This is a genomic window from Lysinibacillus sp. CTST325, assembly GCF_054665055.1.
The window spans coordinates 154,292-180,105 of sequence record NZ_BAAFHO010000008.1 but is presented as its reverse complement, the minus strand read 5'-3'; the positions used below and the strand labels follow the sequence as shown (position 1 = coordinate 180,105).

Here is a 25,814-nt window from a genome sequence, read left to right as displayed (position 1 = left end):
ATACTCCAAGTGAACGATTAAACTTTAAGCTCCAAAACCTCGTATCCCCATAATGGCAATCATCGATCCGTAAATGACAAGAATAAGCAAAATGATGAGTAATCCTATATATTTAGAAATAGCTATTTGTTTTGATCGAATTCCGGACATCCCAAAATATATACTCATTATCCACAGTAGAGCACCTAAATAAAAGTAAATACCAAAAATGCTGTTTTCATCTAAATTAATTTTGATTATTACTAACGATATACCAATCAATACAATGTGTTACAAATTCTGTATTTTAGAGTCTCAAATGAAATTGCTGGCAAGAATAAAAAGGGGACTTCAGTTTCTCAAATCGTCCCCCACTTTTGGTGCACAACCTTAATATGGTAAACTGATAGATAAATAACACATCACCTAATTTGGGGTAAGACATTTGTTGAAACGTATACTATGTATATAAGTTGATTGGAGTGAAGGCTGGGCGCCTCCTTGGGAATCAGCAATAGAGGAACGAAGGCTAAAACCGCCACGTCCTGTTATAACGCCTTCGTGATTAACATCGTGTTGGCCCGAGACCCTGCAGCGTAGCGGATGTTTTCTGTGCGAAAGCGAAGCGTCAGCAACAGGGTTTTATTTGTGCGAAAGCGAAGCGTCAGCAACAAATGTTTACTGTGCGAAAGCGAAGCGTCAGCAACAAATGTTTACTGTGCGAAAGCGAAGCGTCAGCAACAAAGCGCCCAGCCGGAACGGAAATCACCCCCTCGCTGTGGCGATGATCATAGTAATGACAAGTCAAATATAGACGCTTTATGTTGAGAAGAGGTGCATGATAGTGCAAAAGCATATTTTACTAGTAGAAGATGACGAAGCCATTCGTGAAATGGTAGAAAATTATTTAACGATGGAGGGGTTCCTTGTCACCTCTACAGTAAATGGAGAAGAAGCATTACAAAATTGTTTAAACAATCCCTTTGATTTAGTGATCTTGGATATTATGATACCGAAACTTAATGGATTAGAAGTTTTAAAGATTATACGAGAGCAAGCATCAATTCCAATTATCATTATGTCAGCCAAGGATAGTGATGTTGATAAAGCGTTAGGATTAGGATTAGGGGCAGATGATTATATTGCCAAGCCATTTTCGATGCTGGAATTTTCGGCACGTGTTAAAGCCGCAATTCGAAGAGCTACGAAATACTCCAATCAAGTAGAGGAGAAGAAAGATATAGTAGAGATAGACAACTTATCGATCGACCTTGTTAATTTTTCAGCTGAGAAGAATGGACAACAAGTAAAACTCACATCAAAGGAATTTGGTATCTTAAAATTATTCGTGACAAATCGTAATCGAGTTTTTACAAAACAGCAAATTTATCAATTGATTTGGAATGATGCTTACTATGGGGATGAAAATATTATTAATGTACATATAAGAAGATTACGTGAAAAAATTGAAGACGATCCATCCAATCCTCTATATATTAAAACACTTTGGGGAATCGGCTATAAATTTGAAGGATAAACAGATGATTATATTACTATTACTGGTGATTGTGTTACTTGTAGGTATTATTATTTTTCAGGTGAGAGCAAAAAAACAACAGAACGCTATGATTCAATACATGCATCAAAAACTGCATGCAATCATTAACGAACAATCGAATGAAAAGATTTTAGTGTCGACAGCTAATCAAGAATTACAGCAGCTACTAATTGCGATGAATGCGTTGCTAGACCACAACCAAAAAGTACTGGCGACACATCGAAAAATGGAAAGCTCTATGAAAAAGATGTTGGCCAATATTTCTCATGATCTTAAAACGCCTTTAACAGTTGTACTAGGTTATACGGAAATGCTTAAGCTGAAGCAAACACTTAATGAAGAGGAGCGGCAACGGTTGCTCACTGGCGTTCATTCGAAAACATTGGAAGTATTGAAAATAATCCATACATTTTTTGACCTGGCAAAATTGGAGGCAGGAGATACAGATTATCCAATGACGAAAATTAATGTAAGTGAAATTTGCCGAAAAAATATTTTATCATTTTACGACATGATCACATCTATGGGCCTAGAGATCGATATAGCCATACCAGAGATATCCGCATATGCACGCGGCAATGAAGAAGCGTTAGATAGGGTTTTGAATAATTTACTATCCAATGCTGTTGCCTATGGGGCAGCAGGAAACATCATTGGACTCACAGTGCGAAATGATGATACGAATATTTTTATTGATGTCTGGGATCGCGGTAAGGGGATCGACGAATATCATATTGATAATGTTTTTGAAAGAATGTATACACTTGAGGATTCCAGAAATAAATCCTTCCAAGGGAGTGGCCTTGGCTTAACTATTACAAAACGCCTTGTAGAATTAATGGAGGGTTCCATCCAACTTTCTAGTATCCCGTATGAGAAGACTATTTTTACAGTTTCTTTAAAACGAATGACATACTGAGCAGTCATGCTTGTAGAGCAATTTTATAGCTTTACAGGCTTTTCTTCTGTGCTTAAGAAATTTGTAAGAATCAAGTAATAAATTAGAGAGTTTCATTTTTTATAATAAGGATAGCTAAATTTAAGGGAGAGATCTACATGACATATATTGTGAAAACAAACCAGCTTACGAAGGTGTTTGAGGGAAAAGAAGTCGTTTCTGCTGTGACTATGCATGTGAAAAAGGGAGAGATATACGGTTTTTTAGGTCCTAATGGTGCCGGAAAAACGACAGTCATGAAAATGCTAACAAACCTTACGAAGCCGACGAGTGGAGATATTGAAATCTTTGGTGAAAAATTAATGGACCGCTCATACGACGTGCTGAAAAGGATGGGAACGATTATTGAATACCCGATTTTTTATGAAGATTTAACAGCAAAGGAAACGTTAGAGTTACATTGCGAATATATGGGCTATTATGACAAGAAAGAGATTGCGCATGTTCTAGATTTAGTAAAACTAACAAACACTGAGAAGAAACGTGTAAAAGACTTTTCTCTTGGGATGAAACAACGGTTAGGTATTGCACGTGCAATTATTACGAAGCCGGAATTGCTTATTTTAGACGAGCCGATTAATGGACTAGATCCAGTTGGCATTAAAGAGCTTCGAGAACTATTCAGGATGCTTTGTAAAGAGTATGGAATTACGATTATTATCTCTAGTCACATTTTGGGTGAAATTGAACAATTGGCAGATACAGTTGGGGTTATTAAAGATGGAAGATTAATTAAGGAAGTATCAATGGACGCTGTCAATCGTAGTCAAACAGATTATATTGAAGTGATTGTCAATGATGGGGGAAAGGCTGCATTTATTATAGAAAGTAAATTAAACATTACTAATTTCAAACTAATGGATGATAATAATTGTATTCGAATTTATGATTCGACAGCTTCACAAAAGGTGTTATCTAAAACATTGATTGAGCATGATATTGAAATTGAGGGCATTAGCAAAAAAACAAACTCATTAGAGGATTACTTCTTGAAGTTAATCAATGGAGGTATCGCTAGTGCTTAATTTAATGCGTCTAGAAATGAAAAAATATCATATTGGTTCCTATATAAAACGAGCTGTTTTCGCAAATTTTGTGATATTAGCTATTATATTTATGCTTATATTTATCACTAAAATAGAAGGGGATCAAGACTTTAGAACTTATGAGACGGCATTTAGCCTTATAGATTCAGGTGTAAGAGCAGTATTTATTATTTTTGCTAGTGTGTTAATCGCCAAGTTTATTATTGGAGAATTTAAATATAAAACGATCACCGTAGCATTTATGTACCCAATCAATAGAAAAAAACTAATTGCTTCAAAGCTTGCCATTGTTGTTCTTTTTACCTTTAGTGCAATTATTTTATCGACTATTTTTGTTACAGCGATTTTTTGTGCTGTTAGTGAGAGTTTTCAATTGCTTCCAGATACATTATCGGTATCTCTCATAATACAACGAATTCCCGCTGTGATCATGAATGCAGTTTCAGCAGCATGCATCGCATTAATACCATTGTATTTCGGTATGAGAAAATACTCCATTCCGGCAACGATTGTATCATCTATATTAATAGTATCGGTTGTATCATCAAATTCGGGTAACTTTACCTTGTATGATATTATTTTCATACCCATCACTTTAGCTATTATCGGTATAAGCGTTGCCTATTTATCGTTCCGAAACATTGAGGAGATAGATATTTAAGGAAAAACAGCTCATCACGAAAGTAGGAAATGACATTTGTTAAAACGTATGCCATGTATATAAGTTGATTGGAGTGGAGACGGGGCGACTCCTTGGGATTAGCGTCAAAGATGGTATCCTGGAGCGCAAGCGGATGTTTTCTGTGCGAAAGAGAAGCGGTAGCAACGAAGCGGATCATCGGACGTCCCAGGGAAGCTTTGCTCTGCGTGAAAGCGAAGCGTCAGCGACAAATGTTTTATCTGTGCGAAAGCGAAGCGTCAGCGACAAAGCGCCCGGTCGGAACGGAAATCAATCCTACTTAATAAAAATGCCTCTTACATATAGAAATGCCAGACACAAAACCAAATGAAGGTCTTCGTGTCTGGCATTTTTTCAACCAAATACAGTTTGCCATAATAAATAAAGATTTAAAGTAACTACAATCACCACGACAATCCATCCTAATATAGTTGTAATACGATGGTTGACGAGGCTTCCCATGATGTCACGTTTACTTGTAAACATAACAAGCGGCACAAGAGCAAATGCAATACCAAAGGATAAAATAACTTGACTTAAGACAAGTGCATAAGTTGCATTGACACCGGATGCAATGATAATCAAAGGAGGTAGCATTGTAATAGCACGGCGTAAATAGAGCGGAATTTTCATTCTTATAAAGCCCTGCATTACTACGTCACCTGCAAGAGTACCAACTGAAGAGCTAGCAAGCCCTGCAATGAGAAGGCCAAGACCGAAGGACACCGCAGCCATCGGACCAAGCACTTCCTTCAATCCGTCATAAGCGATATCTAAATCTTCAACTACTAGACCTTGTGTATGGAATACTGCTGCAGCAATGACAAGCATACTCATATTGATGGCACCGGCAATAATCATCGCGATGATAATATCAATAAATTCAAAACGGAATATCCGTTTTTTTTCAGCATCATTTCGACCAACGATACGATTTTGGGTTAATGAAGAATGCAAGTAAATAGCGTGTGGCATAACAGTCGCCCCTAAAATACCTGTTGCCAGTAAAATAGAATCTACTCCGTCAAAGTGTGGTGTGAACATGCCTATTGTTACTTCGCCCCAATTTGGCTGTGCTAAAAATGTCTGGAATGCAAATGCCAATACGACAATAAGGACCATGCCAGAAATACCTGCTTCAAACGCTCTAAAGCCTCTACGCTGTAATTCTAAAATAGCAAATGAGCCGACCGCTGTAATAAGCGCTGCAGGCAACATTGGAATATTGAATAACAAGTACAGCCCTAGTGCCGCACCAATAAATTCTGCTAGGTCTGTTGCAATAATGACCAATTCAGCCTGTATCCATAGAAATATAGAAGTTTTTTTAGAAAAATGTTCACGTGCTACTTCGGGTAAATTTTTACCTGTAGCAATACCAAGCTTTGCCGACAAGGATTGAATTAACACCGCCATTAAATTGGAAAAGACGATTACCCACAGCAGTAAATATCCATATTGTGAACCTGCTGTAATATTCGTTGCGAAGTTCCCTGGGTCAATATAGGCAACTGCAGCAATGAAGGCTGGGCCAAGAAACGGTAAGATTTGTCGCCAACCTTTTATATCTCCATCTAAAACCGCCTCAGCGGACGATTTTGTCATTCGTTTGTAAACCATGTTGTTCCCTCGTTTCAAAGAGTATCACAAGTGAAATAAAGTTTCCTAGAGGAAAATGATATATTCTTATTTTATAGCTAGAAGAAGAAAATGTGAAGGAGTTTGCTCATTTTTTTTTTAATTCGAAATGTTTTTGATATAGTAAATCAATTGTCATTGAAGGACTTTGATTTTGTTTGTGTATCATAATGTATTGAAGCATCATAGCAAAATATTCGATTCATTTTAAAATGATCCAAGGATTAATGTACTTAGCCATTTTGAAAGAGGGAATATACTTATAAGGTGGCTTTTAACTTCTTCCAGTAATTGTTTTTTGTAACAAAAGTGAAACAGCAGTTACAAATGTCTTTTGTCCGAAAGCGTAGCGGCAGGTACAGATGTCTACCTCCTCTATAGGTGGTGAGATGAATGCAGGTTTAGGTAACTTTTCAGCGGGTGTCCAAACGCTGATTCCGGACGCAATTATGCCATGCATAATTGGTTTCCAATTCGGGTATGAACATATTCTCTACCAATATTAAAACGTTATTCTTCACATAATAAAGAATCCGCCAAAGTTGAGAAATATTAGAGTGAGGCTTGGCGACTCCGTGGGAATTAGCGTCACAGATGTGACCATGAAATGCAAACGAAGCGGCTTCCAAGGAAAGCACTCAGTCGGGACGGAAATCAGCCACACGTTATGGTAGTGAGCCATCATAATAATTTTCGAGATATCAAGTGAAAAAAATTTTTTGTAACCGTTTTTTTCATCTTTACTTTTTTTTAATACAGGCGTAATATGACATCATTATAAAAGTTTCAAATTTCTAAATCGCTGAAGCAATTAGACGCGGGGGACCCAATTTTTACGGATTACATAGGTAATCCTTGGGGTGAATCTCTTCATTTATTGAGGGGTAGGGCTACTCAGGCCCGAATCCGACAGCTAACCTCGTAAGCGTTAAGAGCAGAAAAGTGGAGCTTGGCAGACGAATGAGCGTCTACAAGTCTTATTTAGTGATGGCTTGTAGATTTTTTTTATCTTCATTTAATGACACAAGGCCCCGGTGAATGGCACAAAAACCGATTATGCTAAAGTGTAATCGATTTAGAAATGCGAAACACATTCTATGAAACTAGAAGGTGTCGAATATGAAATCCTCATTAAAACGTTATATTATCGGTAAACCATTGAGATCTGATGCGTTAGGGGAACAAAAGCTTAGTAAAACAAAAGCACTTGCCATACTATCTTCTGATGCGTTGTCATCAGTAGCGTATGGACCTGAGCAAATTTTAATTGTTCTCATGACAGTAAGTACAGTTGCCTTTTGGTACTCTCTACCGATTGCTGCAGGGGTAGTTGTGTTACTGACAGCACTTATTTTCTCGTATCGTCAGGTTATTTATGCGTATCCACATGGTGGTGGAGCATACGTAGTTTCTCGGGAAAATTTAGGTGTCAATGCTGGTTTAGTCGCTGGGGGATCTTTGCTTGTCGATTATATTTTAACAGTTGCGGTAAGTGTATCGGCTGGAACAGATGCCATTACTTCGGCATTTCCAAGTCTGCATCCATATAACGTGGTAATCGCTGTGTTTTTTGTTATATGTTTAACGATTTTAAACCTACGTGGTGTCACAGAATCAGCATCCATTTTAGCGTATCCGGTTTATTTGTTTGTAATCGTGATGCTGATGTTAATCGGGGTAGGGGCTTATAACGTAGTAACGGGGCAAGTTCCTGCAGAGTTACATCCAAAGGTCGGTACACCAGTTGCAGGTATTAGTTTGTTTATATTATTAAAAGCATTTGCATCAGGAAGCTCAGCTTTGACTGGTGTTGAAGCCATTTCAAATGCTATTCCTAATTTTAAAGATCCGGCGCCGAAAAATGCGTCTAAAACATTACTGGCTATGGGCGGTATTTTAGCAGTACTATTTATCGGTATTGTGGGTCTAGCATATTTTTATGGAGTTGCTCCAAATGCGAAAGAAACAGTTGTCTCACAAATTGCGGAGGCAAGTGTAGGTCGTAATATTTTTTATTATATAGTACAAGGAACAACAGCGATGATATTAGTGCTTGCTGCGAATACAGGTTATTCGGCTTTTCCTTTACTAGCTGTCAATTTATCGAAGGACGGTTTTATCCCAAGAATATTCCAAATTCGTGGAGATCGACTTGGGTATTCAAATGGCATTATGATGCTTGGGTTAGGTGCCATTGTTTTAATCTTTTTATTTGGCGGAACAACAGAGCATTTGATTCCACTTTATGCAGTAGGGGTGTTTATTCCGTTTACTTTAGCGCAGGCGGGAATGATGCGAAAATGGTGGCGTGAAAAACCAAAAGGTTGGCTTGTTAAATTTACGATCAATACAGTTGGAGCGATCATTTCCTTTATTGTAGCCATGATGTTTTTTGTGACAAAATTGCCTCAAGTATGGCCAGTGTTTATCTTTTTACCAATTATTATTTGGACGTTCCACCGTATCAAACAGCATTACAAAACAGTTGGTGAACAGCTAAGATTAGATAATGTGGAATTACCGAATGTTGAGGGTAATGTTTTCATTGTCCCTGTTGCAGGTATTACGAAGGTAGTCGAAAATACATTGCATTACGCGCAGACATTAAACGTTGATAAAATTATTGCCTTTTATGTAGCCTTCGATCAAGCGGACGCAAAAGCGTTTGAGGAGAAATGGAAAGCTTGGCAGCCAGATATACGGCTTGTAACATACTATTCTCCATATCGAAGTATTACGCAGCCGCTGATGAAGTTTATTGATAAGGTTGAACATCAATGTACGAAATCTGGCTATCAATTAACAGTTATCATCCCACAGTTTTTACCGAAAAAAGGATGGCATCATATGTTACACAATCAATCGAGTCTATTAATTCGCGCTTCGCTGTTATTTCACAAAAATATCGTCATTATGACAGTGCCCTTCCATTTATCAAAATAATGACTAGCAAGCTCGAAAATAGTCTGATATAATCATTACGTTGATTGTAAAACACGAACGTTTACGATCGAAACTTACTAGAATGATAGTAAATTCCGAAAATATAAACTTTATTTAGTATAAGATATAAGCACATGCCGAATAAAATACCATTTTTGGAAATGATGCCAAGGCGTGATGAAGATAAAGAAGTTCTTGCAGCTTTATCTTCATTCAGAAGACTCCCACCTTTGAGGGTGGTGAGATGAATGCAGATGTGGTTCCTTTTCAGTGGGTGTCCGAACACCTACTGAAATAGAGGAACTCAGTCTAAGAACGCCACGTCCTGTGGCAACGACTGAGTGACCAACCTCGTGTTGGCCTAAAGCCTCCGGACGCAATTACGCCAAGGCGAAATTAATACTGTTTCACTCATATAATAGCGAGAATATGGCTCGCAAGTTTCTACCGGTTTACCGTAAATAAATCGACTATGGGTAGCAATGCTTTAGAAGACTTCATAAAAGATGTTTTCTATTCGTTTCGACGTTTTTACGCTGAATGCTTTGCTCCACTCGTAGATGATTGGAATCAAAGTATTCAGCGTTTTTTATTACTTGCATTGCTTCTGGCGCTCACCTATAACGGAATGTAAGTTGCTCATTAAGAGATATTACTATAAGAAAGAAGGCTATCAAGGAAATGAAGTTATTACACGACAAAATTACACAAGAGGGTAAAGTTTTATCTTCATCTGTATTAAAAGTAGATTCATTTTTAAATCATCAAATTGACCCAATGCTTATGAAAGAAATTGGTCATGAGTTTGCAAATCGATTCTCGGATCAAGTTATTACAAAAATTTTAACGATCGAATCTTCAGGTATCGCACCATCTGTAATGCTAGGTCTTGAAATCGGTGCCCCTGTAGTGTTTGCACGTAAACGTAAATCATTAACACTGTCAGATAATCTGTATTCTTCAAAAGTACATTCTTTCACAAAAAATGAAACAAATGATATTTCAGTATCACGTAACTTCTTAAATGAAGATGATAACATTCTAATTGTTGACGATTTCTTAGCTAATGGGGAAGCTGTCAAAGGTTTGCTTGATATCGCAGCACAAGCTGGTGCAAATGTTGTAGGTGTAGGCATTGTTATTGAAAAAGGCTTCCAAGACGGTGGAAAATTATTACGCCAGCAAGGAGTTCGCGTGGAATCATTAGCAATCGTAGACTCTCTTGAGGATGGCAAAGTAACATTTGCTACGGAGGCTAATGCGTAATGAATACCGATCAATTATGCCTCGGCATAATTGCGTCCGGAATCGGCTTTGTGCTTGCACAAAGAACTCCTTTCCGATTCTGTGACATCCGCCGGAGGCTTTAACTTCTTTCAGCAGGTGTCTTTTGTACCGAAAGCGTAGCGGCAGGTACATGTGTTTGGACACTCGCTGAAAAGTAGTTTAAATATGCATTCATTACATCACCTATAGAGGAGGGAAACCTTTGCTGAAAGAAGTTAAATCGACGACGCTAGCTATTCAACATTTACTTGCGATGTATGCAGGAGCCATTTTAGTACCACTGATTATCGGTGGGGCAATCGGCTTTGATTCAACACAAATGACGTATTTAGTAGCGATTGACATTATGATGTGTGGGATCGCAACGCTTTTACAAGTATATTCAGGTAAAATGATTGGTATTGGTTTGCCAGTAGTACTAGGCTGTACATTTACAGCAGTTAGTCCAATTATTGCAATCGGTATAAATCCCGAACAAGGTATAACTGACATTTATGGATCTATTATTGCATCAGGTATAATCATTATGATTATTGCAGGCTTTTTCGGTAAGTTAGTAAAATTCTTCCCGCCGGTTGTTACAGGCTCGGTCGTGTCGATTATCGGTATTTCTTTACTACCAGTAGCTTTAAACAATATGGCAGGTGGACAAGATGCAGCAGACTTTGCATCCGGTTCAAATGTAACTTTAGCGTTTATTACATTGGTCATTATTTTAGTCGTTTATCGTTTTTCTACAGGTTTCATTCGTGCAATTTCCATTTTAATCGGATTAGTTGTGGGGACAATCCTAGGAGTATTTATGGGGAAGGTTGATTTTAGCCCAGTGTCAGATGCTGCCGTCTTACACATGGTTCAGCCATTTTATTTCGGGATGCCAACATTTAATGCATCTGCGATTATTACAATGACGCTTGTAGGGATGGTTTCTTTAGTAGAATCAACAGGGGTTTATTTTGCACTAAGTGATATTTGTAAGAAAAAATTAGATTCAAAAGATTTATCACGTGGGTACCGTTCAGAAGGTCTAGCCTCTGTTATCGGCGGTATTTTCAATGCTTTTCCATATACAACATTCTCACAAAACGTGGGACTTACACGTATGTCAGGCGTCAAAGATCGTAAAGTCATTTACATCACAGGTGGTTTACTAGTAGCACTTGGCTTCCTACCAAAAATCGCAGCATTAACAACGATTATCCCAACACCAGTACTTGGTGCGGCAATGCTAGCGATGTTCGGTATGGTTATTACGCAAGGTATGGGCATGCTAGTACCTGTTATGAATGAGTCAGCGGAAAATGCGATGATTGCTGCGATTGCAGTTAGTCTTGGTGTCGGTGTATCGGTTGTACCAGGAATATTCGATGCACTGCCAAAGAGTGTATCTCTTCTAACTTCTAACGGTATCGTCTGTGGTTCTGTCACTGCGATTATCCTTAACATTTTATTTAACATGATTGGGCCGCAACGTAAGGAAGACCCGATGCATGGAGAAGCTTAAAAGAAATAATTTAATAACGTTCATCCAAATACCCCACATATTTTGATGAAAAGAACGTTGTCACCTACTTTTATCTATTGATTTAGATTTAAGGAGGTGGCATTTTTTTATGTGGAAAAAGGGGTACCTATTGGAAGAATACCTTGAGGAAGAGTAGCGGTATATGGAGCATAACAAAAAGACTTGCATATATGAAAATCAATCATAAACGCAAGTCTTGGAAGTTAGTCACAAAGACAATCCATGCAGATATAGTCGTATTAGAAAATGTATTCTTTTTGACAGTAAGTAATTCAAATCTATGGGCGATATGGGTAAACGCCTAACGGTATCCCATTTAGAAACTATTTGTTTACTACAAATGTCGCCCAACCATCATATTCTCCTTCGTATTTTTCTGAAACCTCTACTAAAAGGTCCGTTACTTCATTTATTGAAGTAAAATCAACAGAATCAATTCTATAAATAGAAAGCGAATATTTTCCTTTTTCATTCATCTCGGTTGATTCTTCCTCTACGAAAAACCCTTCTTTTTTAATTGCCTTTACAAAATCTCCGAGCATTTTGGTACTTTCAAAGTATAACCAATGATCAACTTTACGGGCTACCTCCAATTCATCCCCTGATTTTTCCAATTGGGCAATTACTGAACGGTTCCCCATATGCTGTTGTTGATATTGATTAGGGTATAAAAAGTTAAAATAAAATTCCCAATTTTCATCCTCTTCTATACTGAAAACTTCAAATTCGTAGCCAGTTGATTTAATGAAGCGGTCAGCAGCCTCAATTAAATCCTTGTGTTTTTCTTGATCTGAATAGAAAATAATGTCCCTTGTCCCATCTGTTGTAATTCTACCAACGTTAATAATGTTTTTAAGACCTACAAATTCCTTCAAGGAAACTTCAATTTCATTTATTTTTTCAGCCTCATGCCCTATTGGAAATCCATCTTCATTCGGCTCTTTTATTTTAAGTTTGACTGCGATAGCGTGATTGTACTCTTCGGTGTCGATTTCTTGCCATACATCCATATCTAAAACAACTGAAGCTATTTTTTCATCAATATACCCAAAGTATATATCCCAATGTTTTGACATTATTAACCCCCCCGATAAAATGATTCATTTAACGGAACAAATATAACAGTTTTCCATAACTGATTCAATGAAATTCTAAATAATGTTATACATTACTTTATTTAGGTAACTACTAAAAGTTGTGGATGACATTTGTTAAGACGTATGTTTTGTATATAAGTTAACTTTTTATAATCTTCACTATCCACTGTTTTTTGAACCATTGCACTTAAAGTAATCTTTTCATTTCACTTCCTTTTTTCAATAATCTTCTGTCATAGGAAAAGTCTGTAAATTTGACAAAACCAATTAGAGATTAACCTACAAATAATATCGCATAACACTTTAAGTATAATTTCACACTATTATTGTTTTTGATGTTCATATATTTATAAAAGGGGGAAATTAGGTATTGTAATCCAATTGAGTATGGAATATTATGAACCTTGTGGAAAGGTTGGGTATAAATGAATTTAAAAACCGCTAAAGAAGTTCTTGAAGAACTACAAGTAACTATGAATTCACATATGTGTCAAGAAGAAAGAATGAAATTGGAAGTTTGGTTAAAAGAGTATTACATAGACGAACTAATAAAAAATAAAGTACCGATGAATTCGGATTGCTAGCCATTTAAAAAGGGTAATCATTTAAAGTGGGCACTTCTTTTCGGAGGTGTCCTTTAAATACCCACCAACCCCACCCAATTAGTTTTGGGCCAATGCATCAGGAAGACTTGATACATGGGGACGCTTAAAGGATTTCTATAATAAACAAAATGTCATCTACTTCTATAGTAGGTGACATTTTTTTTATGAAAAGTAGATGTTTAAATTTTACTTGTTAGGGAATCTAGAAAATAGATCCATCTTAATAGAATGCAAGTCGATGTCTCAACATATATTTAAAATGTATAAAACTACTTTTGAAAGGTCTCTTACAAATGCAAAGTATATTTCTGATTTTAATACTTCAATTAATTTATGTGCCATTTTTAACGTTACGTACAATACTTTTAGTGAAGAATGTTACTTTCCTTGCCGCCATATTCGGTATGCTGGAGATGTTAGTGTATGTATTTGGCCTTTCACTCGTTTTTAGTGGGAAGCAAAGTATGGTAGCTATGGTCTTTTATGCAGTTGGCTTTGGGTTAGGTATATTTTTAGGGGCCAAAATTGAACGTAAATTAGCGATAGGCTATGTTTATACGACCATTAATACGCAAAATAAGAATGAGGAACTTGTAAAATTTCTTCGGAATGAAGGGTTTGCAGTCACGATTTACATTGGTGAGGGGCGAGATAGTAATCGCTATAAATATGAAATATTAACAAAGAGAAACCGTGAGACGGAATTGTTCCAAATTGTCGAGCATTATGAACCGAATGCTTTTATTATTTCGTACGAACCCAAATCATTTAAAGGTGGATTTTTGCTGAATCGAATGAAGGTAAAACACAAATAGTTATTCTAACAATGCCCTTTTGTTACATGCAGAAGGGCATTTTGGGTTCTCACCAAAAGTTGTGGATGACTTTGTTAAAACGTCTATTATGTAAATAAGTTGATTGGAGCGGAGGCTGGGCGACTCCTTGGGGATTAGCAATAGAGGAACGAAGGCTAAAACCATCATGTCCTGTGATAACGCCCTTCGTGACCAACATCGTGTTGGCCCAAGCGGCTCATCGGACGCCCCCAAGAAAGCGCCCAGTCGGAACGGAAATCAACCACACGTTTTGGTGATGATCCATTTTTTGTATTCACAATGTATAGAGAAATTTAGCGACCGAGCTCGATAAAAAATATTAATACAATTACACCGACAGACGTGAACAATAACATGTTCAAATTGATTTTTTCATACTATAAAAACATGCAAGTCTCGGAGGGGTGTTGTATGTATTTTTTTACGAAAGGCTTGGTCATTCTTATAGGAAGTGCAGCGGTAGCATTAGGGATAAACTTATTCTTAACACCCTATCAAATTTTAGATGGGGGCGTCGTAGGGATAGCGCTTATTTTACACTATATATATAAGCTTAAAATAGGTTTAATGATCATCATTATTAGTATTCCAATTTTCGTTATTTCTTGGTATAAATACAGAGCGTATTTTTACAATAGTATCCATGGCTTATTCGCATATTCTCTTAGTATCGATTTACTAAAGCCCGTCCGGAATCTTATCCATGTAGATGCCATCTATAGCGCCATATTTGGAGGGGTACTTATGGGCTTTGGTGTTGGTTTGATGCTTAGATTTCAGACAAGCACTGGTGGTACAGATTTGATTGCCCAATTTTTAAGTGATAAAACCGGAATTAATGTCGGGATACTTATTTTTATGATAGATTCAATCGTCATCGTCATAGGGGGACTGCTTTTATCTTCTAGTACATTATTGCTTTCTATTATTACAATTTTGGTAGCAGGGATTACTACAAGTATCATGACTAGCCGTGTTTAATAAAAAATAGCTTCAGCAGGACTGAAACTATTTCAAAAATCGTTATCGAGAGCTCTTCATCATTCGCTTTTTAGGATGTGCAGGCTTTACTTCTGCAATTAATATGGCGAGTAAAATCAGTACTGCCCCTACAACCATACGACTTGTTAATACTTCGTGTAAGAATATAACGGATAATACCATGCCGAAGAAGGATTCTGTAGACAGGATAATCGCAGCCTTTGTAGCAGATGTATATTGATTCGCAATATTTTGAAAAAGATAGGCGAGGGTAGTTGAAAAAATGGCTAAATAAACGATTGAATAGATGGCTTCTTTTTCAAGAGTAGTTGGGATATCGCCTTGACTGACTACGACCAAAACACTTAAAAAAGATGCTGTGATAAATTGAATAATCGTAAGAGCAATGGCATCTTCCTTTTGGACAAAAAGATTCGTACAAAAAATATCAAAGGCAAAGGCGACAGCACAAGCTAAGGAAAGCGCATCTCCGATATTCATTGTTAGCGAGCCCTGCAAAGATAGAAAACCAATACCAACAATAGCTATAATCGAACCGATTATCTCGTAGCCATCTATACGACGCTTGTAAACCGCAAACGCAATTATTGGGACAATAATGACATTTACAGCAGTTAAAAATGCATTTTTAGATGGTGTTGTATATTGTAACCCTACTGTCTGAAGAGCAAAGGCAATATACAAAATGCTTCCTAACAAAATACCTTTCCAGATAACTGATTTTGAAACTTTTTTTAATTTATATCCAAATAAGACTGTCAGTATAATTGAAGCTAATAAAAATCTACCTGCCATTACTTGATAGGCTGTTAAATATTCTAATGCAATAGCCGTTATGACAAAACCGCTACCCCAAACGATTGCAGTGACTAATAGCATACCATCAGCTATGTATTGTTTCATCATTCCTCCTCCTAACTTCAATAGAATAGCATGAGATGGGAGAAAATAGTTTGATTTTATTTCTAAAAATTCAGGCGTTTTTTTGTACTTATTCCAAAGCTGTCATTCAACATTCGTTTTGCTATGTAATAAGTACAATTTAACGGCTGCAGCTATACGCTCATAAAAAACATAATCATTTTCTAAAGGTGCTACTAGCTGACGTATTTTTGACATACGATAACGGATTGTGTTGGGATGGCAGAAATGAGCAACGGCTACTTCTTTAATATTTCCTCGTTTTACGACATAGGTGATTGCAGTTTTCATTAAGTCCGGATCAACCTTTTCCTCAAATAGGGGACCAAGATAGCTATTTACATAGTCCATAGCAAATTTAGCGTCCTTACGATGCAATTCAATTAATAACGAATCGGAAGCGAGGTTCTCATAATGACATATAGGAGCCGTTTCAATTTCAGCCATGATGCGTGCATAAAAGGCTTCACGAACAGCAATAGGGAATTCTGTTTGTGTGACGTGACAACGACTATAGCCAAAGGTCATTGAATCCGTCGAGATTGCATACAACGTTAACCATTCATTGAGGAGTTTTTCAAATTGGAATTGCTGTGATGGATGAGTCATTACAATAAAGAGGCTCTTTTTATAGCTACAAATCATCCCAGATTTCAATAGAGGCTCTAGTTGAAAAAGCGATTGCATCCATTGACTATTTGTATAATCTTGCGTTTGAATATTAGCAACAAATACATATTTTTCAAAGGGCTTATTGATTTGCTGTAAAATAGACTTTATTTGTTCATCCGTTACTTCTTCCTCCATAATACGTCGCATAATCGTATCTAAAAAGAACGAATAATCCTGTGTTTTTGCATAGGCCATCGTTTCTAAAATAATCTTTTCAAAAAATTCATCTCCGCCAAATCGCAATATCGGGAAATTTTGTTCATCTGCATAGACTAGCACTTCCTCAGGCAAATCCTCATAGATAACAGGTTTATAAGCTAAAGCACTTGCCCCTAGCTCAATAAGGTTTTTCACGGCATTCCATAAATATTCTGGCTTTTGCTTTGCGAATAATAAACTGCTTAAAACAACACTATTCGGTGTGAAAATCGTTTCTCTCACAGTTTGAATATCAGGTGAAAATTCAAAGTCTAGAATTTCCACATTTTGAACGGGTTTATGTAAACCATTGCGACCAGCAACGACTGTGAAATCTTTTGTAATAGGTAATTGTAAAAAGTTCTCTACGTTCATTAGGATATCAAACAACCTTTCTTGTGATGGAGCTTCTATTACATATTATAACTGATAAAGCGCAGTAAAATAGCTGATAAGGCAATTCGAATCGCTGATAAACCAACCAATTAAAAAGAATCTGCTGAAGTTCTACAGACAAAGTCCGTAAAGCAAGCAGATTCTCCCACACTATCAAAATTAGATGTTAGCGAAAATATTAGGTTTTCTATTTTTCATTGGATTCGTTTGTTCAATCGCGTAACCAACGTTAAGAATACGACCTTCTTTAAAGGCTGGACCAATGATTTGAAGGCCTACTGGTAAACTACCTTTAAAGCCACAAGGAACGGAAAGGGCAGGTAACCCTGTTAAGTTACTTGGGCCTGTAAAACGAATGATATTATCAATTAAATCAACTTTTTCACCATTTAAATATGCAAAGTCATCACCAATAGTACTTGCTACTACAGGTAATGTAGGCGTAATAAGCACATCAACCTGATTAAAAATCTGTGTAAATTCTTGCTTTATTTGTCGTCGCACCTGTTGAGCCTGTAGGTAATCAACGGCAGATGGTAATTCACCTAGTTCAAATAACAGACGAATATCGTCTCCGAAATCCTGTGGTCTTTTCTGTAAATCGGAATGATGGATTGCAGCTGCCTCCGAAAGGGAAGTAACGAGCTCTGCCCACTCTGCATATTGCAAGGATGGAATTCGAACGATTTCAACCTTTGCCCCTTGATCCACTAAGCTTTGAATACTTGCCCGAACGGCCTTCTCCACATCGGAATCTACTCTGTTAAAGAAATATTCTTCGTTGATGCCGATGACTAAGTCCTTCACATTACCCGAGATTTGCTGTACATAATTCTCTGTTGGAACGTCTGTACAAGTAGGGTCTCTATGGTCAAATCCAGAAATAATCTCAAGTAAGCCGGCTGCGTCTTTTACTGTCTTTGTCATTGGACCAATATGGTCTAAGCTCCAAGCAAGAGGGTAGCAGCCATATTTACTTACGCGCCCATGAGTAGGCTTTAAGCCGACAATCCCACAGGCTGATGAAGGGATTCGAATAGAGCCAGCAGTATCTGTACCTAATGATGCAACGCTTGCCCCTGCTGCAACTGCTGCGCCGGAGCCGCCACTAGAACCGCCAGGGATTTTATCCAAATCCCATGGATTACGAACGGGTCCGTAATGAGGATTATTATTCGTGATGCCCCATGCGTATTCATGCATGCTTAATTTACCCGTGAAAATAACACCGGCATTACGAAGCTTTTCTACAACCGTCGCATCATAATTTGAAACGAAGTCCTTATGAATCTTTGATGACATCGTAGTTATCTTATCTTTAAAGTACAAATTATCTTTTAATGCCATAGGAATCCCGTGATACATTCCTCGATACTGTCCATTCAAAATTTCTTTTTCTACCATTTGTGCTTGCGCTAGGGCTTCTTCACGATAAAAAGCCATATATGAATTAATTTTAGGCTGACTTTCTTCAGCAAAATCTAAAATTGCTTTCGTCAACTCGACAGGAGAGAGTTTTTTAGTTTCAAGTAATGGTGCTAATTCTTCAACAGATTTTAAGTGTAAATCAGTTGTCAATGTGGTCACCTCCAGGGATGCTACGGATAGCGATATCAGCATCATCAATAGCGATGCCTTCTAAATTACCACGAAGGGATTGCATACCTTCCCACCGTGCTTTTAGAAGTTCAAGGTGTTCAGATTTTGGTGTAATTCCTTTGTTCTCCAATAATTGTTGAATCGACAAACTCATTAACAGGATCCTCCCTTGAAAATAGTTTTTATCAAAATAGGTTTCCCTATAAAGAACAGATCTTTTTATTGTAAAGAATCATCGCCATAACGTGGGGGCGATTTCCGCTCCGATTGGGTTCTATACTGAAGGAGCCCGATGAGGCTTGTGCTCCTTGGGTCTCATCTGTGACGCTATGATTCCCAAGGAGTTGCTCAGCCTCCACCCAATCAACTGATACAAGGTAGCTTATGGGGTTGAATTAGTGTTGTACTATAAAAATAACAAATTTCTATAAAAGGTAATAAAATACTATTGTTATAAGCATACACTATTTACAATTTATATCAACGAGTTGATTGAATATATTGTATATTGTGAAAAAAATACTACTCTATCAAGTAATTAAGATTACTTTTAATAGAGCAATGTCAACTGTTGAAAAGGATTTCTAGTGCTTGAGCCACCTCTTTTTACATATTATTCACAGTACATTTACAATCCAAGCGTACAATAGACCCTAATAACCAATTTAAGAGGTGCGAGAATGGAGTCTGTTGTGAGACAAAGCATAAAAACAAGTAATTTATTTTCTTATTTAAAGTATTTATACGGGCGGCATCAAAATAATACTCTCTATATAAAACGTTTAAAAGCATTGAAACAAATTATTCAGGACAAGAGATTACATACTTATTTTCAGCCTATCGTCGACTTACAGACAAGGCAAACAGTTGGTTTTGAGGCACTGAATCGTCCAGAGCCTTCAGAATTGTTTCATAGTGTCGATCAGTTTTATGAATTTGTTGGGCAAACGGACTGCGTATTTTTATTTGAATGCTTTTGTCGTAATCTTTCATTTCAACGTTTCAAAGAACGACTGCACGGAGAATGGGTGAACAGAGATTTTTTAGTATTTGTCAATATACATCCTAATGTTTTACTAGATAAGAGTTACCACAGTGGTGAAACCTTGCAGCTATTAAAGGAGCTTGGCATAAAACCACAGCAGGTAGTGTTTGAGCTAACTGAACGTAGTGCAGTGGTAGATTTTGTAGAGTTTGAACGTGTATTATCACACTATCGATCACAGGGCTATCGAATTGCAGTGGATGATGTGGGTTCAGGCTATAATAGCTTGAAAACTGTTATTTACTTAAAGCCAGAGTTTATTAAACTAGACCGTTCTTTAATACAATTTATTGATAAGAACAGCGAGCAGCAGCAGCTCGTTACATTGCTGATGAGATACGCAGAGCAGGCTGAGACGAAAATTATTGCAGAGGGTATTGAACGCCAGGAAGAACTTGAGTATTTACATACTATTGGAATCCACTACGCACAAGGTTATGCGGTAGGGAAACCCGCAAAGGAAATACATTTGGGGAAAATAAGGATGGGTGACCATGAAGATAGGGGAAGTCATAGAAAATGTTCCTTGTATTGATGAATTTGTGAAGAATAAAGAGGTGGATTTGCTTTTTATAAGTAATCCGTCATTACGTAGTGTTGTCGTTGTTCGAGATGACAAACCAATTGGGCATATTACACGTACACATTTCTATCAAAAAATTGGTACAAGGTATGGCTATAATTTATTTATCGGACGACATAATCAGCTTATTATGAAACAAAATCCTTTAATTGTAGATCGCAATATACCTATAACAGAGGTCAGTACATTAGCCATGTCTAGACCTTCAGAGGACCTATATGATGATGTGATTGTAACAAGGAATGACTTATATTATGGTGTAGTAAGTATTCGGGAGCTACTGTTAAAGCTCGTAGACACACAAGTAGCTATCGCTAGCTTTTTAAATCCATTAAGTAGTCTTCCTGGTAATAAATTAATTGATGAAAGGCTAGAGGGAGCATTGCAGCTATCCCAATATAGTTTAATATATTTTGATTTAGACCATTTTAAATCATACAATGACACGTATGGTTTTAATAAAGGGGATAAGATTTTACTGTATTTAACAGATATTTTGAAAAGAAATATAGTGGGTACAGAAGATTTTTTAGGACATATTGGTGGAGACGATTTCGTTGCGATTCTTCCGCATTATGAGGCTTTTGCAGTCTGTCAAAGAATTATTGATGAGTTTGATGCGTTTATTTTAAGCTTTTATGCTGTAGAGGATTTAGCATACTTACAAATACAAAATAGAGCTGGTAAATTGGAGCCGCTATCTTGTACTACACTATCCATTACGGTTATTACTAATCAATATCAGCAATTTGAATCTGTTGACCAATTATCAGATGCGGTAACACGTGTGAAAAAACAATGTAAAAAAATTTCGGGAAGCTGTTATCTCGTTAATGACAATGAAAAAGAAACCTACCTCGTTCATTAAACAAAGTAGGTCAGGCTGTGGGAGCTTGCCCACAGTCTTTTTTTATAACGGACGCTTTCCACGAAGAAGATCACGTGTTCAATAAGCATTTCTTATTAAATTCGGTTTTTAGGGCATAATCAAAAGAAATAAGCCGCTTTACTTTAGGAAATTATTAATCTAAATAAAACATACTTGAATTATAGGGATTATAGGTATATAATTCGATTACATTAAAATTAAACTTCTTAGGAGGCTTTTCATTGTCTACATTACAAATTATTCTTAACGTTGCCGTCTTACTCGTATTCGTTGGAATTTTATATTTTATGAATAAAAAGCACGTTAAGTTTTCAAATCGTGTATTTACAGCTCTAGGCTTAGGTATTGTACTTGGTCTTGGACTACATTTAATATATGGTATTGATTCTGATGTGTTAGCTAAAACATCAAATTGGTACAATATTATTGGTACTGGCTATGTTAAATTACTACAAATGGTTGCGATGCCATTAATTTTCATTTCTATCTTAATTGCCTTTACGAAAATGAAGGTTGGTAAAAACTTCGGAAGAATGGCAGCTCTGATTTTAGTCATTTTAATCGGTACAACTGCTGTATCAGCTGCTGTTGGTATTTTTTCAGCAACAGTGTTTCATTTAGATGCTTCACATATTATGCAAGGTGCTGCAGAGGCAGAGCGTGGAGCGTATTTAGAGGAAAAAACTTCTGGATTAACTGCGCCGGATTTACCAACTCAAATTATTGAGTTATTCCCAGCGAATCCATTCTTAGATTTAACAGGTGCTCGTTCTACATCAACAATTGCTGTTGTAATTTTTTCAGCATTTTTAGGTTTTGCTTATTTACGTGTCGCACGTAAGGATGGAGACACTGCAGCTACTATTAAAAAGGGCTTGGATGCCATCTATGCATTAGTTATGGGCGTTGTAACAATTGTCTTACGTTTAACACCATATGGTATTTTAGCAATTATGGCACGTACAGTTGCGACATCTGATTTCGGGGCAATCTATAACCTAGGTAAGTTTGTTGTTGCGTCTTATGTAGCGTTAATTATCGTGTTTATAGTACACTTACTAATTCTTACTTTAAGTGGTTTAAATCCATTTACGTACTTAAAGAAAACTGCGGAAACATTATTGTTTGCCTTCACATCACGTTCAAGTGCAGGTGCTTTACCAATGAACATTAAAACACAAACGGGTCGTCTTGGTGTACCTGAGGGTATTGCAAACTTCTCGGGCTCATTTGGTCTATCTATTGGTCAAAATGGCTGTGCTGGTGTTTATCCTGCAATGCTAGCGATTATGATTGCACCGACAGTTGGGATTAATCCACTTGATCCAGTGTTTATCATTACTGTTATTGCAGTTGTAGCTGTCAGCTCATTTGGTGTAGCTGGTGTTGGTGGTGGTGCGACATTCGCAGCAATTCTTGTATTATCAGCACTTAATTTACCGATTGCACTTGCGGGTGTATTAATCTCAGTTGAGCCATTAATCGACATGGGCCGTACTGCACTTAATGTAAGTGGGTCAATGACTGCAGGTGTGACAACAGCACGTGTTACAAAAGAATTGGACACTGAAATGTACAATAATAAAGAATTAGGTGCTCAAGTATCTGATTTATAAAAAGACAGAGCTACTCTCATATAGGGTAGCTCTTTTTTATTGAATATAAAAAGTGAGTTGTTTTGTAAGAAACAGCCCACTTTATGAAATCAGTTTATCAACTTTATATTATTTTTACATAAAAATCTTTACCGTTTATAATCTCGGTCAGTTCAAGATTGTGATTTGTTTTATAGTAATTATAAATACTATGCGCTAATCCAGAATGTCCATTTAAATATGTTCCCTTTTTAATCTCTCTGCGTGGATTATGGAAATCAAAATACAAGCGAGAATCATGGCACATTGCATCTAAAATTGCTTTAAACTCTTGTTCTTCAATATGAATCCCACGTGTATATTTGCACTCTCTGCGGTACGTATCATGAGAAACATTCACCGGAGACGACTCAAGAACCATTTCGATTTTTTTACTCAAATGTTAGCAGCTCCTTTTTAGAAATTAGCACTAAAGGGTAGATAAGAATACGTGAAAAAGGAATACCATTTTATATAAGTTGATTGGAGTGGAGACTGGGCGACTCCTCGGGGATCAGCGTCACAGATGAGACCCTGGAGCGAGCACATAGGGGAACGAAGGCTAAAACCATCACGTCCTGTGATAACGCCTTCGTGACCAACATCGTGTTGGCCCAAGCGGCTCATCGGACGCCCCCAGGAAGCTCTGCTCTGCGCGAAAGCGAAGCGACAGCGGCAAAGCGCCCAGTCGGAACGGAGATCAACCACACGCTATTGTGATGATCCATAAAGTCTATAACTAATATAGCTTCAGTATATAATTATCAGAAAATTATAGCAATATTTTCCCTACCAATCTTGTTGCTGAATTTCTTCTGCCACTACTTGTAAATCATAAGCGGTAATCATCAAAAGTGTATATTCGTGTGTTTCCATATATTTTTCTGCTAGACGTTTCATATATTTCGGGGAGCCTTCATTTTCTTCATCATAAATAAGCAGTAGACCATCTGTATTTTGGATAATGAATTTGTCTTTTTCGATAAATTGCCACGGAGCCTCGTATGGTTTTTTCGTTACGCTCGTTACAAAGTCTGCTTGAGCTACTAATGCCTGATATTTTTCTTTTTTATGTTCCTGCCAATTTTTTTCTTGCTCTAAAAAAGGAGTGATAACAGAATATTTTAAATGGGGAAATTCCTTTCTTAACATAAGAATAACCTCAGCACCCCATGTTTCTACACCTTGCTGGCCACTAATAATGACCCATTCTAAACCTTCATCGATCAATATACGCAGACGGTTTTCGAGTGCTTTTTTTATGATGGCAATGCCGGGGTGCTTGTCATTAAAAATGCCCAATTCATGTGGTCTATAGCCAGTAATAATAATTCGCTGTAGCAAAAAAACGCCCCCTAAGCTGTATAATATGTGTAGTCATAGTATACAGTAGGGGGCGAATGAAAACGAATTCCAAGATATTGTTGTATAGTTGTTACCAAGTAAAGTTGATTGTTATATTAAAAAGCAAATAGTGTTAAAACGGCAGCTACAGCAGTACAGATTCCTAAGAACCACCATGTATCTGTAAAGTCCTCTTTGGAGTCACTATTCATGTAAAGTACGTCCTTTCTGTTTTATTTTAATCTGTCCGTTCCAAGACCAATTCGTCCATACACGCAGTACAGATTCAAATGGTCCGCGTTTAAATTTTTTGAAATAGGCAAGGCTGAAAACACATTGCAAGCTATACACGATGATTCCAAATAAAATACCACCAAACACGCCTAACTTGCCATATAAGCCAAGACCGTATCCATAAAATACTGTTGTACAAATAATGGTTTGCATTAGATAATTAGTTAATGATAGTTTACCGACACTCTCAAAGGCAGGAGTGAGACGTTGTACAGGGCGGGTTTTATATATTAAAGCTGCAAGGCAGACATAGCCAACTGCTAATAATTCAGATCCACCTGTTAACAGCATTCCGGAAAAATTGCTTTCTATAATAAAACTCAGACTCTTTAAAGCTAACCCTATTGGAACAAGCAGAGCGCCGAGCTTATACCATTTCTTTTCGTCTTCCATATTGACAAAAGCTTGCTTTTTAGCAAGCCCCATGCCGAAAAGGGTCAATGCAGAGGTATACATTGGTGCAAGGAAAACTAATAAGAAGAAGACTAAACCTGCATCATCCATGCCCGGAGGTAGATCATTTGCACGGAAATCATAAATGTCTAAGTAGCTCCCGTTAGCGTATACATTGTCGGCTTTTTCTACATAGGTTGCTAACTCTTTCTGTTCTTTTTTAGTTTCTTCTGTGGAACCAAATGATAAGCTGGTAATAAGTAAAAAGAAGATACCAGCCCAAATGAATAAAGTTTTCGGTTTACGATTAATAAATGGGATTAAAAACAATATCATAATGCCGTAGGCAAATAAAATATCGCCTTCCCATAAAAACATTGAATGTAGTAAACCTAAAGCGATTAGCCCTGTTGCGCGGCGTAAAATGGACCATCGACTCTTATCTTTTTTTCTACGAATAGACTCTATAAGTTTAATAAGAGAGAAGCCGAATAAAATGGTGAAGATCGGCATAAATGATCCTTCTATAAAGATTTTTACAAAATACCAGGCTCCATTATCGAGGGCGGATAGATCTTTTAGTTCATCTTTACCATACATGCCAAACTGGAAAATCAACAAATTCGCCATTAAGATGCCGAATAAGCTAAACCCACGCATTGTATCTATGAAAGTAACACGGTTAGTTGTCAT

General features: G+C 37.1%; 24 protein-coding genes and 2 riboswitches. Of the genes, 12 read left to right on the top strand and 12 right to left on the bottom strand.

Annotated elements, in window-relative coordinates:
* Nucleotides 1–24: 24 nt before the first annotated feature.
* Nucleotides 25–150, bottom strand: a complete 126-nt coding sequence (locus ACYQ73_RS18125; RefSeq protein WP_460013783.1) for a hypothetical protein — start codon at nucleotides 148–150, stop codon at nucleotides 25–27.
* Nucleotides 151–823: 673 nt separating this feature from the next.
* Between ACYQ73_RS18125 and ACYQ73_RS18120 the strand changes: the two genes are divergently transcribed.
* From ACYQ73_RS18120 to ACYQ73_RS18105, 4 genes are all read left to right on the top strand, one after another.
* Nucleotides 824–1,516, top strand: coding sequence for a response regulator transcription factor (locus ACYQ73_RS18120; protein ID WP_460013782.1), 693 nt, complete (start codon nucleotides 824–826; stop codon nucleotides 1,514–1,516).
* Between the two features lie 4 nt (nucleotides 1,517–1,520).
* Nucleotides 1,521–2,456, top strand: coding sequence for a sensor histidine kinase (locus tag ACYQ73_RS18115; protein ID WP_460013781.1), 936 nt, complete (start codon nucleotides 1,521–1,523; stop codon nucleotides 2,454–2,456).
* Nucleotides 2,457–2,593: 137 nt separating this feature from the next.
* Complete coding sequence (locus tag ACYQ73_RS18110; protein ID WP_460013780.1) at nucleotides 2,594–3,520, top strand: ABC transporter ATP-binding protein; 927 nt, start codon at nucleotides 2,594–2,596, stop codon at nucleotides 3,518–3,520.
* Nucleotides 3,513–4,202: an ABC transporter permease gene (locus ACYQ73_RS18105; protein ID WP_460013779.1), complete on the top strand. Its 690-nt coding sequence runs from the start codon at nucleotides 3,513–3,515 to the stop codon at nucleotides 4,200–4,202. The genes ACYQ73_RS18110 and ACYQ73_RS18105 overlap by 8 nt, the downstream gene beginning before the upstream one ends.
* Nucleotides 4,203–4,574: 372 nt before the next feature.
* On the opposite strand, the gene ACYQ73_RS18100 is transcribed toward ACYQ73_RS18105, so the two are convergent.
* A complete protein-coding gene (locus tag ACYQ73_RS18100; RefSeq protein WP_460013778.1) occupies nucleotides 4,575–5,840 on the bottom strand; it encodes an Nramp family divalent metal transporter in 1,266 nt (421 codons plus the stop codon).
* Nucleotides 5,841–6,648: 808 nt separating this feature from the next.
* A riboswitch (cyclic di-AMP (ydaO/yuaA leader) is annotated at nucleotides 6,649–6,800 on the top strand.
* Nucleotides 6,801–6,977: 177 nt separating this feature from the next.
* Here ACYQ73_RS18100 and ACYQ73_RS18095 point away from each other — a divergent pair.
* The 3 genes from ACYQ73_RS18095 to ACYQ73_RS18085 all read left to right on the top strand — a co-directional run bounded on the left by ACYQ73_RS18095 (nucleotide 6,978) and on the right by ACYQ73_RS18085 (nucleotide 11,592).
* A complete protein-coding gene (locus ACYQ73_RS18095; RefSeq protein ID WP_460013777.1) occupies nucleotides 6,978–8,801 on the top strand; it encodes an APC family permease in 1,824 nt (607 codons plus the stop codon).
* Between the two features lie 391 nt (nucleotides 8,802–9,192).
* Nucleotides 9,193–9,294, top strand: a riboswitch (purine riboswitch).
* Nucleotides 9,295–9,482: 188 nt separating this feature from the next.
* A complete protein-coding gene (locus ACYQ73_RS18090; protein ID WP_415731678.1) occupies nucleotides 9,483–10,067 on the top strand; it encodes a xanthine phosphoribosyltransferase in 585 nt (194 codons plus the stop codon).
* Nucleotides 10,068–10,293: 226 nt separating this feature from the next.
* Nucleotides 10,294–11,592 carry a nucleobase:cation symporter-2 family protein gene (locus ACYQ73_RS18085; RefSeq protein ID WP_460013791.1) on the top strand — a complete coding sequence of 433 codons (1,299 nt, stop codon included), beginning with the start codon at nucleotides 10,294–10,296 and terminating at the stop codon, nucleotides 11,590–11,592.
* A gap of 344 nt (nucleotides 11,593–11,936) precedes the next feature.
* Here ACYQ73_RS18085 and ACYQ73_RS18080 read toward each other — a convergent pair whose 3' ends face one another.
* The gene (locus tag ACYQ73_RS18080) at nucleotides 11,937–12,689 is read right to left on the bottom strand and encodes a DUF695 domain-containing protein (protein ID WP_460013776.1); all 753 of its coding nucleotides are present in this window, start codon (nucleotides 12,687–12,689) and stop codon (nucleotides 11,937–11,939) included.
* Between the two features lie 919 nt (nucleotides 12,690–13,608).
* On the opposite strand from ACYQ73_RS18080, the gene ACYQ73_RS18075 reads away from it, so the two are divergent.
* Nucleotides 13,609–14,130: a DUF2179 domain-containing protein gene (locus ACYQ73_RS18075; RefSeq protein ID WP_460013775.1), complete on the top strand. Its 522-nt coding sequence runs from the start codon at nucleotides 13,609–13,611 to the stop codon at nucleotides 14,128–14,130.
* A gap of 49 nt (nucleotides 14,131–14,179) precedes the next feature.
* Here the strand turns inward: ACYQ73_RS18075 and ACYQ73_RS18070 are convergent, their stop codons facing one another.
* Nucleotides 14,180–14,329 (bottom strand): hypothetical protein, encoded by a 150-nt coding sequence (locus ACYQ73_RS18070; protein WP_460013774.1) that lies wholly within the window; start codon nucleotides 14,327–14,329, stop codon nucleotides 14,180–14,182.
* Between the two features lie 233 nt (nucleotides 14,330–14,562).
* Between ACYQ73_RS18070 and ACYQ73_RS18065 the strand changes: the two genes are divergently transcribed.
* Nucleotides 14,563–15,132 carry a YitT family protein gene (locus tag ACYQ73_RS18065; protein ID WP_460013773.1) on the top strand — a complete coding sequence of 190 codons (570 nt, stop codon included), beginning with the start codon at nucleotides 14,563–14,565 and terminating at the stop codon, nucleotides 15,130–15,132.
* A 42-nt stretch (nucleotides 15,133–15,174) separates the two neighbouring features.
* On the opposite strand, the gene ACYQ73_RS18060 is transcribed toward ACYQ73_RS18065, so the two are convergent.
* The 4 genes from ACYQ73_RS18060 to ACYQ73_RS18045 form a co-directional block, all read right to left on the bottom strand.
* A complete protein-coding gene (locus ACYQ73_RS18060) occupies nucleotides 15,175–16,056 on the bottom strand; it encodes a DMT family transporter (protein ID WP_460013772.1) in 882 nt (293 codons plus the stop codon).
* A gap of 102 nt (nucleotides 16,057–16,158) precedes the next feature.
* Complete coding sequence (locus ACYQ73_RS18055) at nucleotides 16,159–17,319, bottom strand: PucR family transcriptional regulator (RefSeq protein WP_460013771.1); 1,161 nt, start codon at nucleotides 17,317–17,319, stop codon at nucleotides 16,159–16,161.
* A 180-nt stretch (nucleotides 17,320–17,499) separates the two neighbouring features.
* The gene (locus ACYQ73_RS18050; protein WP_460013770.1) at nucleotides 17,500–18,918 is read right to left on the bottom strand and encodes an amidase; all 1,419 of its coding nucleotides are present in this window, start codon (nucleotides 18,916–18,918) and stop codon (nucleotides 17,500–17,502) included.
* Nucleotides 18,908–19,093 carry a hypothetical protein gene (locus ACYQ73_RS18045; protein ID WP_249075639.1) on the bottom strand — a complete coding sequence of 62 codons (186 nt, stop codon included), beginning with the start codon at nucleotides 19,091–19,093 and terminating at the stop codon, nucleotides 18,908–18,910. The genes ACYQ73_RS18050 and ACYQ73_RS18045 overlap by 11 nt, the downstream gene beginning before the upstream one ends.
* A 526-nt stretch (nucleotides 19,094–19,619) precedes the next feature.
* On the opposite strand from ACYQ73_RS18045, the gene ACYQ73_RS18040 reads away from it, so the two are divergent.
* The 3 genes from ACYQ73_RS18040 to ACYQ73_RS18030 all read left to right on the top strand — a co-directional run bounded on the left by ACYQ73_RS18040 (nucleotide 19,620) and on the right by ACYQ73_RS18030 (nucleotide 23,072).
* Nucleotides 19,620–20,519 carry an EAL domain-containing protein gene (locus ACYQ73_RS18040; protein WP_460013769.1) on the top strand — a complete coding sequence of 300 codons (900 nt, stop codon included), beginning with the start codon at nucleotides 19,620–19,622 and terminating at the stop codon, nucleotides 20,517–20,519.
* The gene (locus tag ACYQ73_RS18035) at nucleotides 20,479–21,435 is read left to right on the top strand and encodes a GGDEF domain-containing protein (protein ID WP_460013768.1); all 957 of its coding nucleotides are present in this window, start codon (nucleotides 20,479–20,481) and stop codon (nucleotides 21,433–21,435) included. Before ACYQ73_RS18040 ends, ACYQ73_RS18035 begins: the two co-directional genes overlap by 41 nt.
* Nucleotides 21,436–21,743: 308 nt before the next feature.
* Nucleotides 21,744–23,072 (top strand): L-cystine transporter, encoded by a 1,329-nt coding sequence (locus ACYQ73_RS18030; RefSeq protein WP_460013790.1) that lies wholly within the window; start codon nucleotides 21,744–21,746, stop codon nucleotides 23,070–23,072.
* A 103-nt stretch (nucleotides 23,073–23,175) separates the two neighbouring features.
* Here the strand turns inward: ACYQ73_RS18030 and ACYQ73_RS18025 are convergent, their stop codons facing one another.
* The 4 genes from ACYQ73_RS18025 to ACYQ73_RS18010 all read right to left on the bottom strand — a co-directional run bounded on the left by ACYQ73_RS18025 (nucleotide 23,176) and on the right by ACYQ73_RS18010 (nucleotide 25,814).
* A complete protein-coding gene (locus tag ACYQ73_RS18025; RefSeq protein ID WP_460013767.1) occupies nucleotides 23,176–23,490 on the bottom strand; it encodes a hypothetical protein in 315 nt (104 codons plus the stop codon).
* Between the two features lie 17 nt (nucleotides 23,491–23,507).
* A complete protein-coding gene (locus ACYQ73_RS18020; RefSeq protein WP_460013766.1) occupies nucleotides 23,508–23,717 on the bottom strand; it encodes a hypothetical protein in 210 nt (69 codons plus the stop codon).
* Nucleotides 23,718–23,879: 162 nt separating this feature from the next.
* Nucleotides 23,880–24,434, bottom strand: a complete 555-nt coding sequence (locus ACYQ73_RS18015; protein WP_370080769.1) for an SLOG family protein — start codon at nucleotides 24,432–24,434, stop codon at nucleotides 23,880–23,882.
* A gap of 204 nt (nucleotides 24,435–24,638) precedes the next feature.
* Nucleotides 24,639–25,814 carry a DUF418 domain-containing protein gene (locus ACYQ73_RS18010; protein WP_460013765.1) on the bottom strand — a complete coding sequence of 392 codons (1,176 nt, stop codon included), beginning with the start codon at nucleotides 25,812–25,814 and terminating at the stop codon, nucleotides 24,639–24,641.

Coding starts and splice junctions, on each gene's coding strand:
- ACYQ73_RS18125 (WP_460013783.1), bottom strand. CDS start 150: ATGTCCGGAATTCGATCAAAACAAATAGCTATTTCTAAATATATAGGA.
- ACYQ73_RS18115 (WP_460013781.1), top strand. CDS start 1,521: ATGATTATATTACTATTACTGGTGATTGTGTTACTTGTAGGTATTATT.
- ACYQ73_RS18110 (WP_460013780.1), top strand. CDS start 2,594: ATGACATATATTGTGAAAACAAACCAGCTTACGAAGGTGTTTGAGGGA.
- ACYQ73_RS18100 (WP_460013778.1), bottom strand. CDS start 5,840: ATGGTTTACAAACGAATGACAAAATCGTCCGCTGAGGCGGTTTTAGAT.
- ACYQ73_RS18095 (WP_460013777.1), top strand. CDS start 6,978: ATGAAATCCTCATTAAAACGTTATATTATCGGTAAACCATTGAGATCT.
- ACYQ73_RS18090 (WP_415731678.1), top strand. CDS start 9,483: ATGAAGTTATTACACGACAAAATTACACAAGAGGGTAAAGTTTTATCT.
- ACYQ73_RS18080 (WP_460013776.1), bottom strand. CDS start 12,689: ATGTCAAAACATTGGGATATATACTTTGGGTATATTGATGAAAAAATA.
- ACYQ73_RS18075 (WP_460013775.1), top strand. CDS start 13,609: ATGCAAAGTATATTTCTGATTTTAATACTTCAATTAATTTATGTGCCA.
- ACYQ73_RS18070 (WP_460013774.1), bottom strand. CDS start 14,329: ATGTTGGTCACGAAGGGCGTTATCACAGGACATGATGGTTTTAGCCTT.
- ACYQ73_RS18065 (WP_460013773.1), top strand. CDS start 14,563: ATGTATTTTTTTACGAAAGGCTTGGTCATTCTTATAGGAAGTGCAGCG.
- ACYQ73_RS18060 (WP_460013772.1), bottom strand. CDS start 16,056: ATGAAACAATACATAGCTGATGGTATGCTATTAGTCACTGCAATCGTT.
- ACYQ73_RS18055 (WP_460013771.1), bottom strand. CDS start 17,319: ATGAACGTAGAGAACTTTTTACAATTACCTATTACAAAAGATTTCACA.
- ACYQ73_RS18045 (WP_249075639.1), bottom strand. CDS start 19,093: ATGAGTTTGTCGATTCAACAATTATTGGAGAACAAAGGAATTACACCA.
- ACYQ73_RS18040 (WP_460013769.1), top strand. CDS start 19,620: ATGGAGTCTGTTGTGAGACAAAGCATAAAAACAAGTAATTTATTTTCT.
- ACYQ73_RS18035 (WP_460013768.1), top strand. CDS start 20,479: ATGAAGATAGGGGAAGTCATAGAAAATGTTCCTTGTATTGATGAATTT.
- ACYQ73_RS18030 (WP_460013790.1), top strand. CDS start 21,744: ATGAATAAAAAGCACGTTAAGTTTTCAAATCGTGTATTTACAGCTCTA.
- ACYQ73_RS18020 (WP_460013766.1), bottom strand. CDS start 23,717: ATGAGCCGCTTGGGCCAACACGATGTTGGTCACGAAGGCGTTATCACA.
- ACYQ73_RS18010 (WP_460013765.1), bottom strand. CDS start 25,814: ATGACAACTAACCGTGTTACTTTCATAGATACAATGCGTGGGTTTAGC.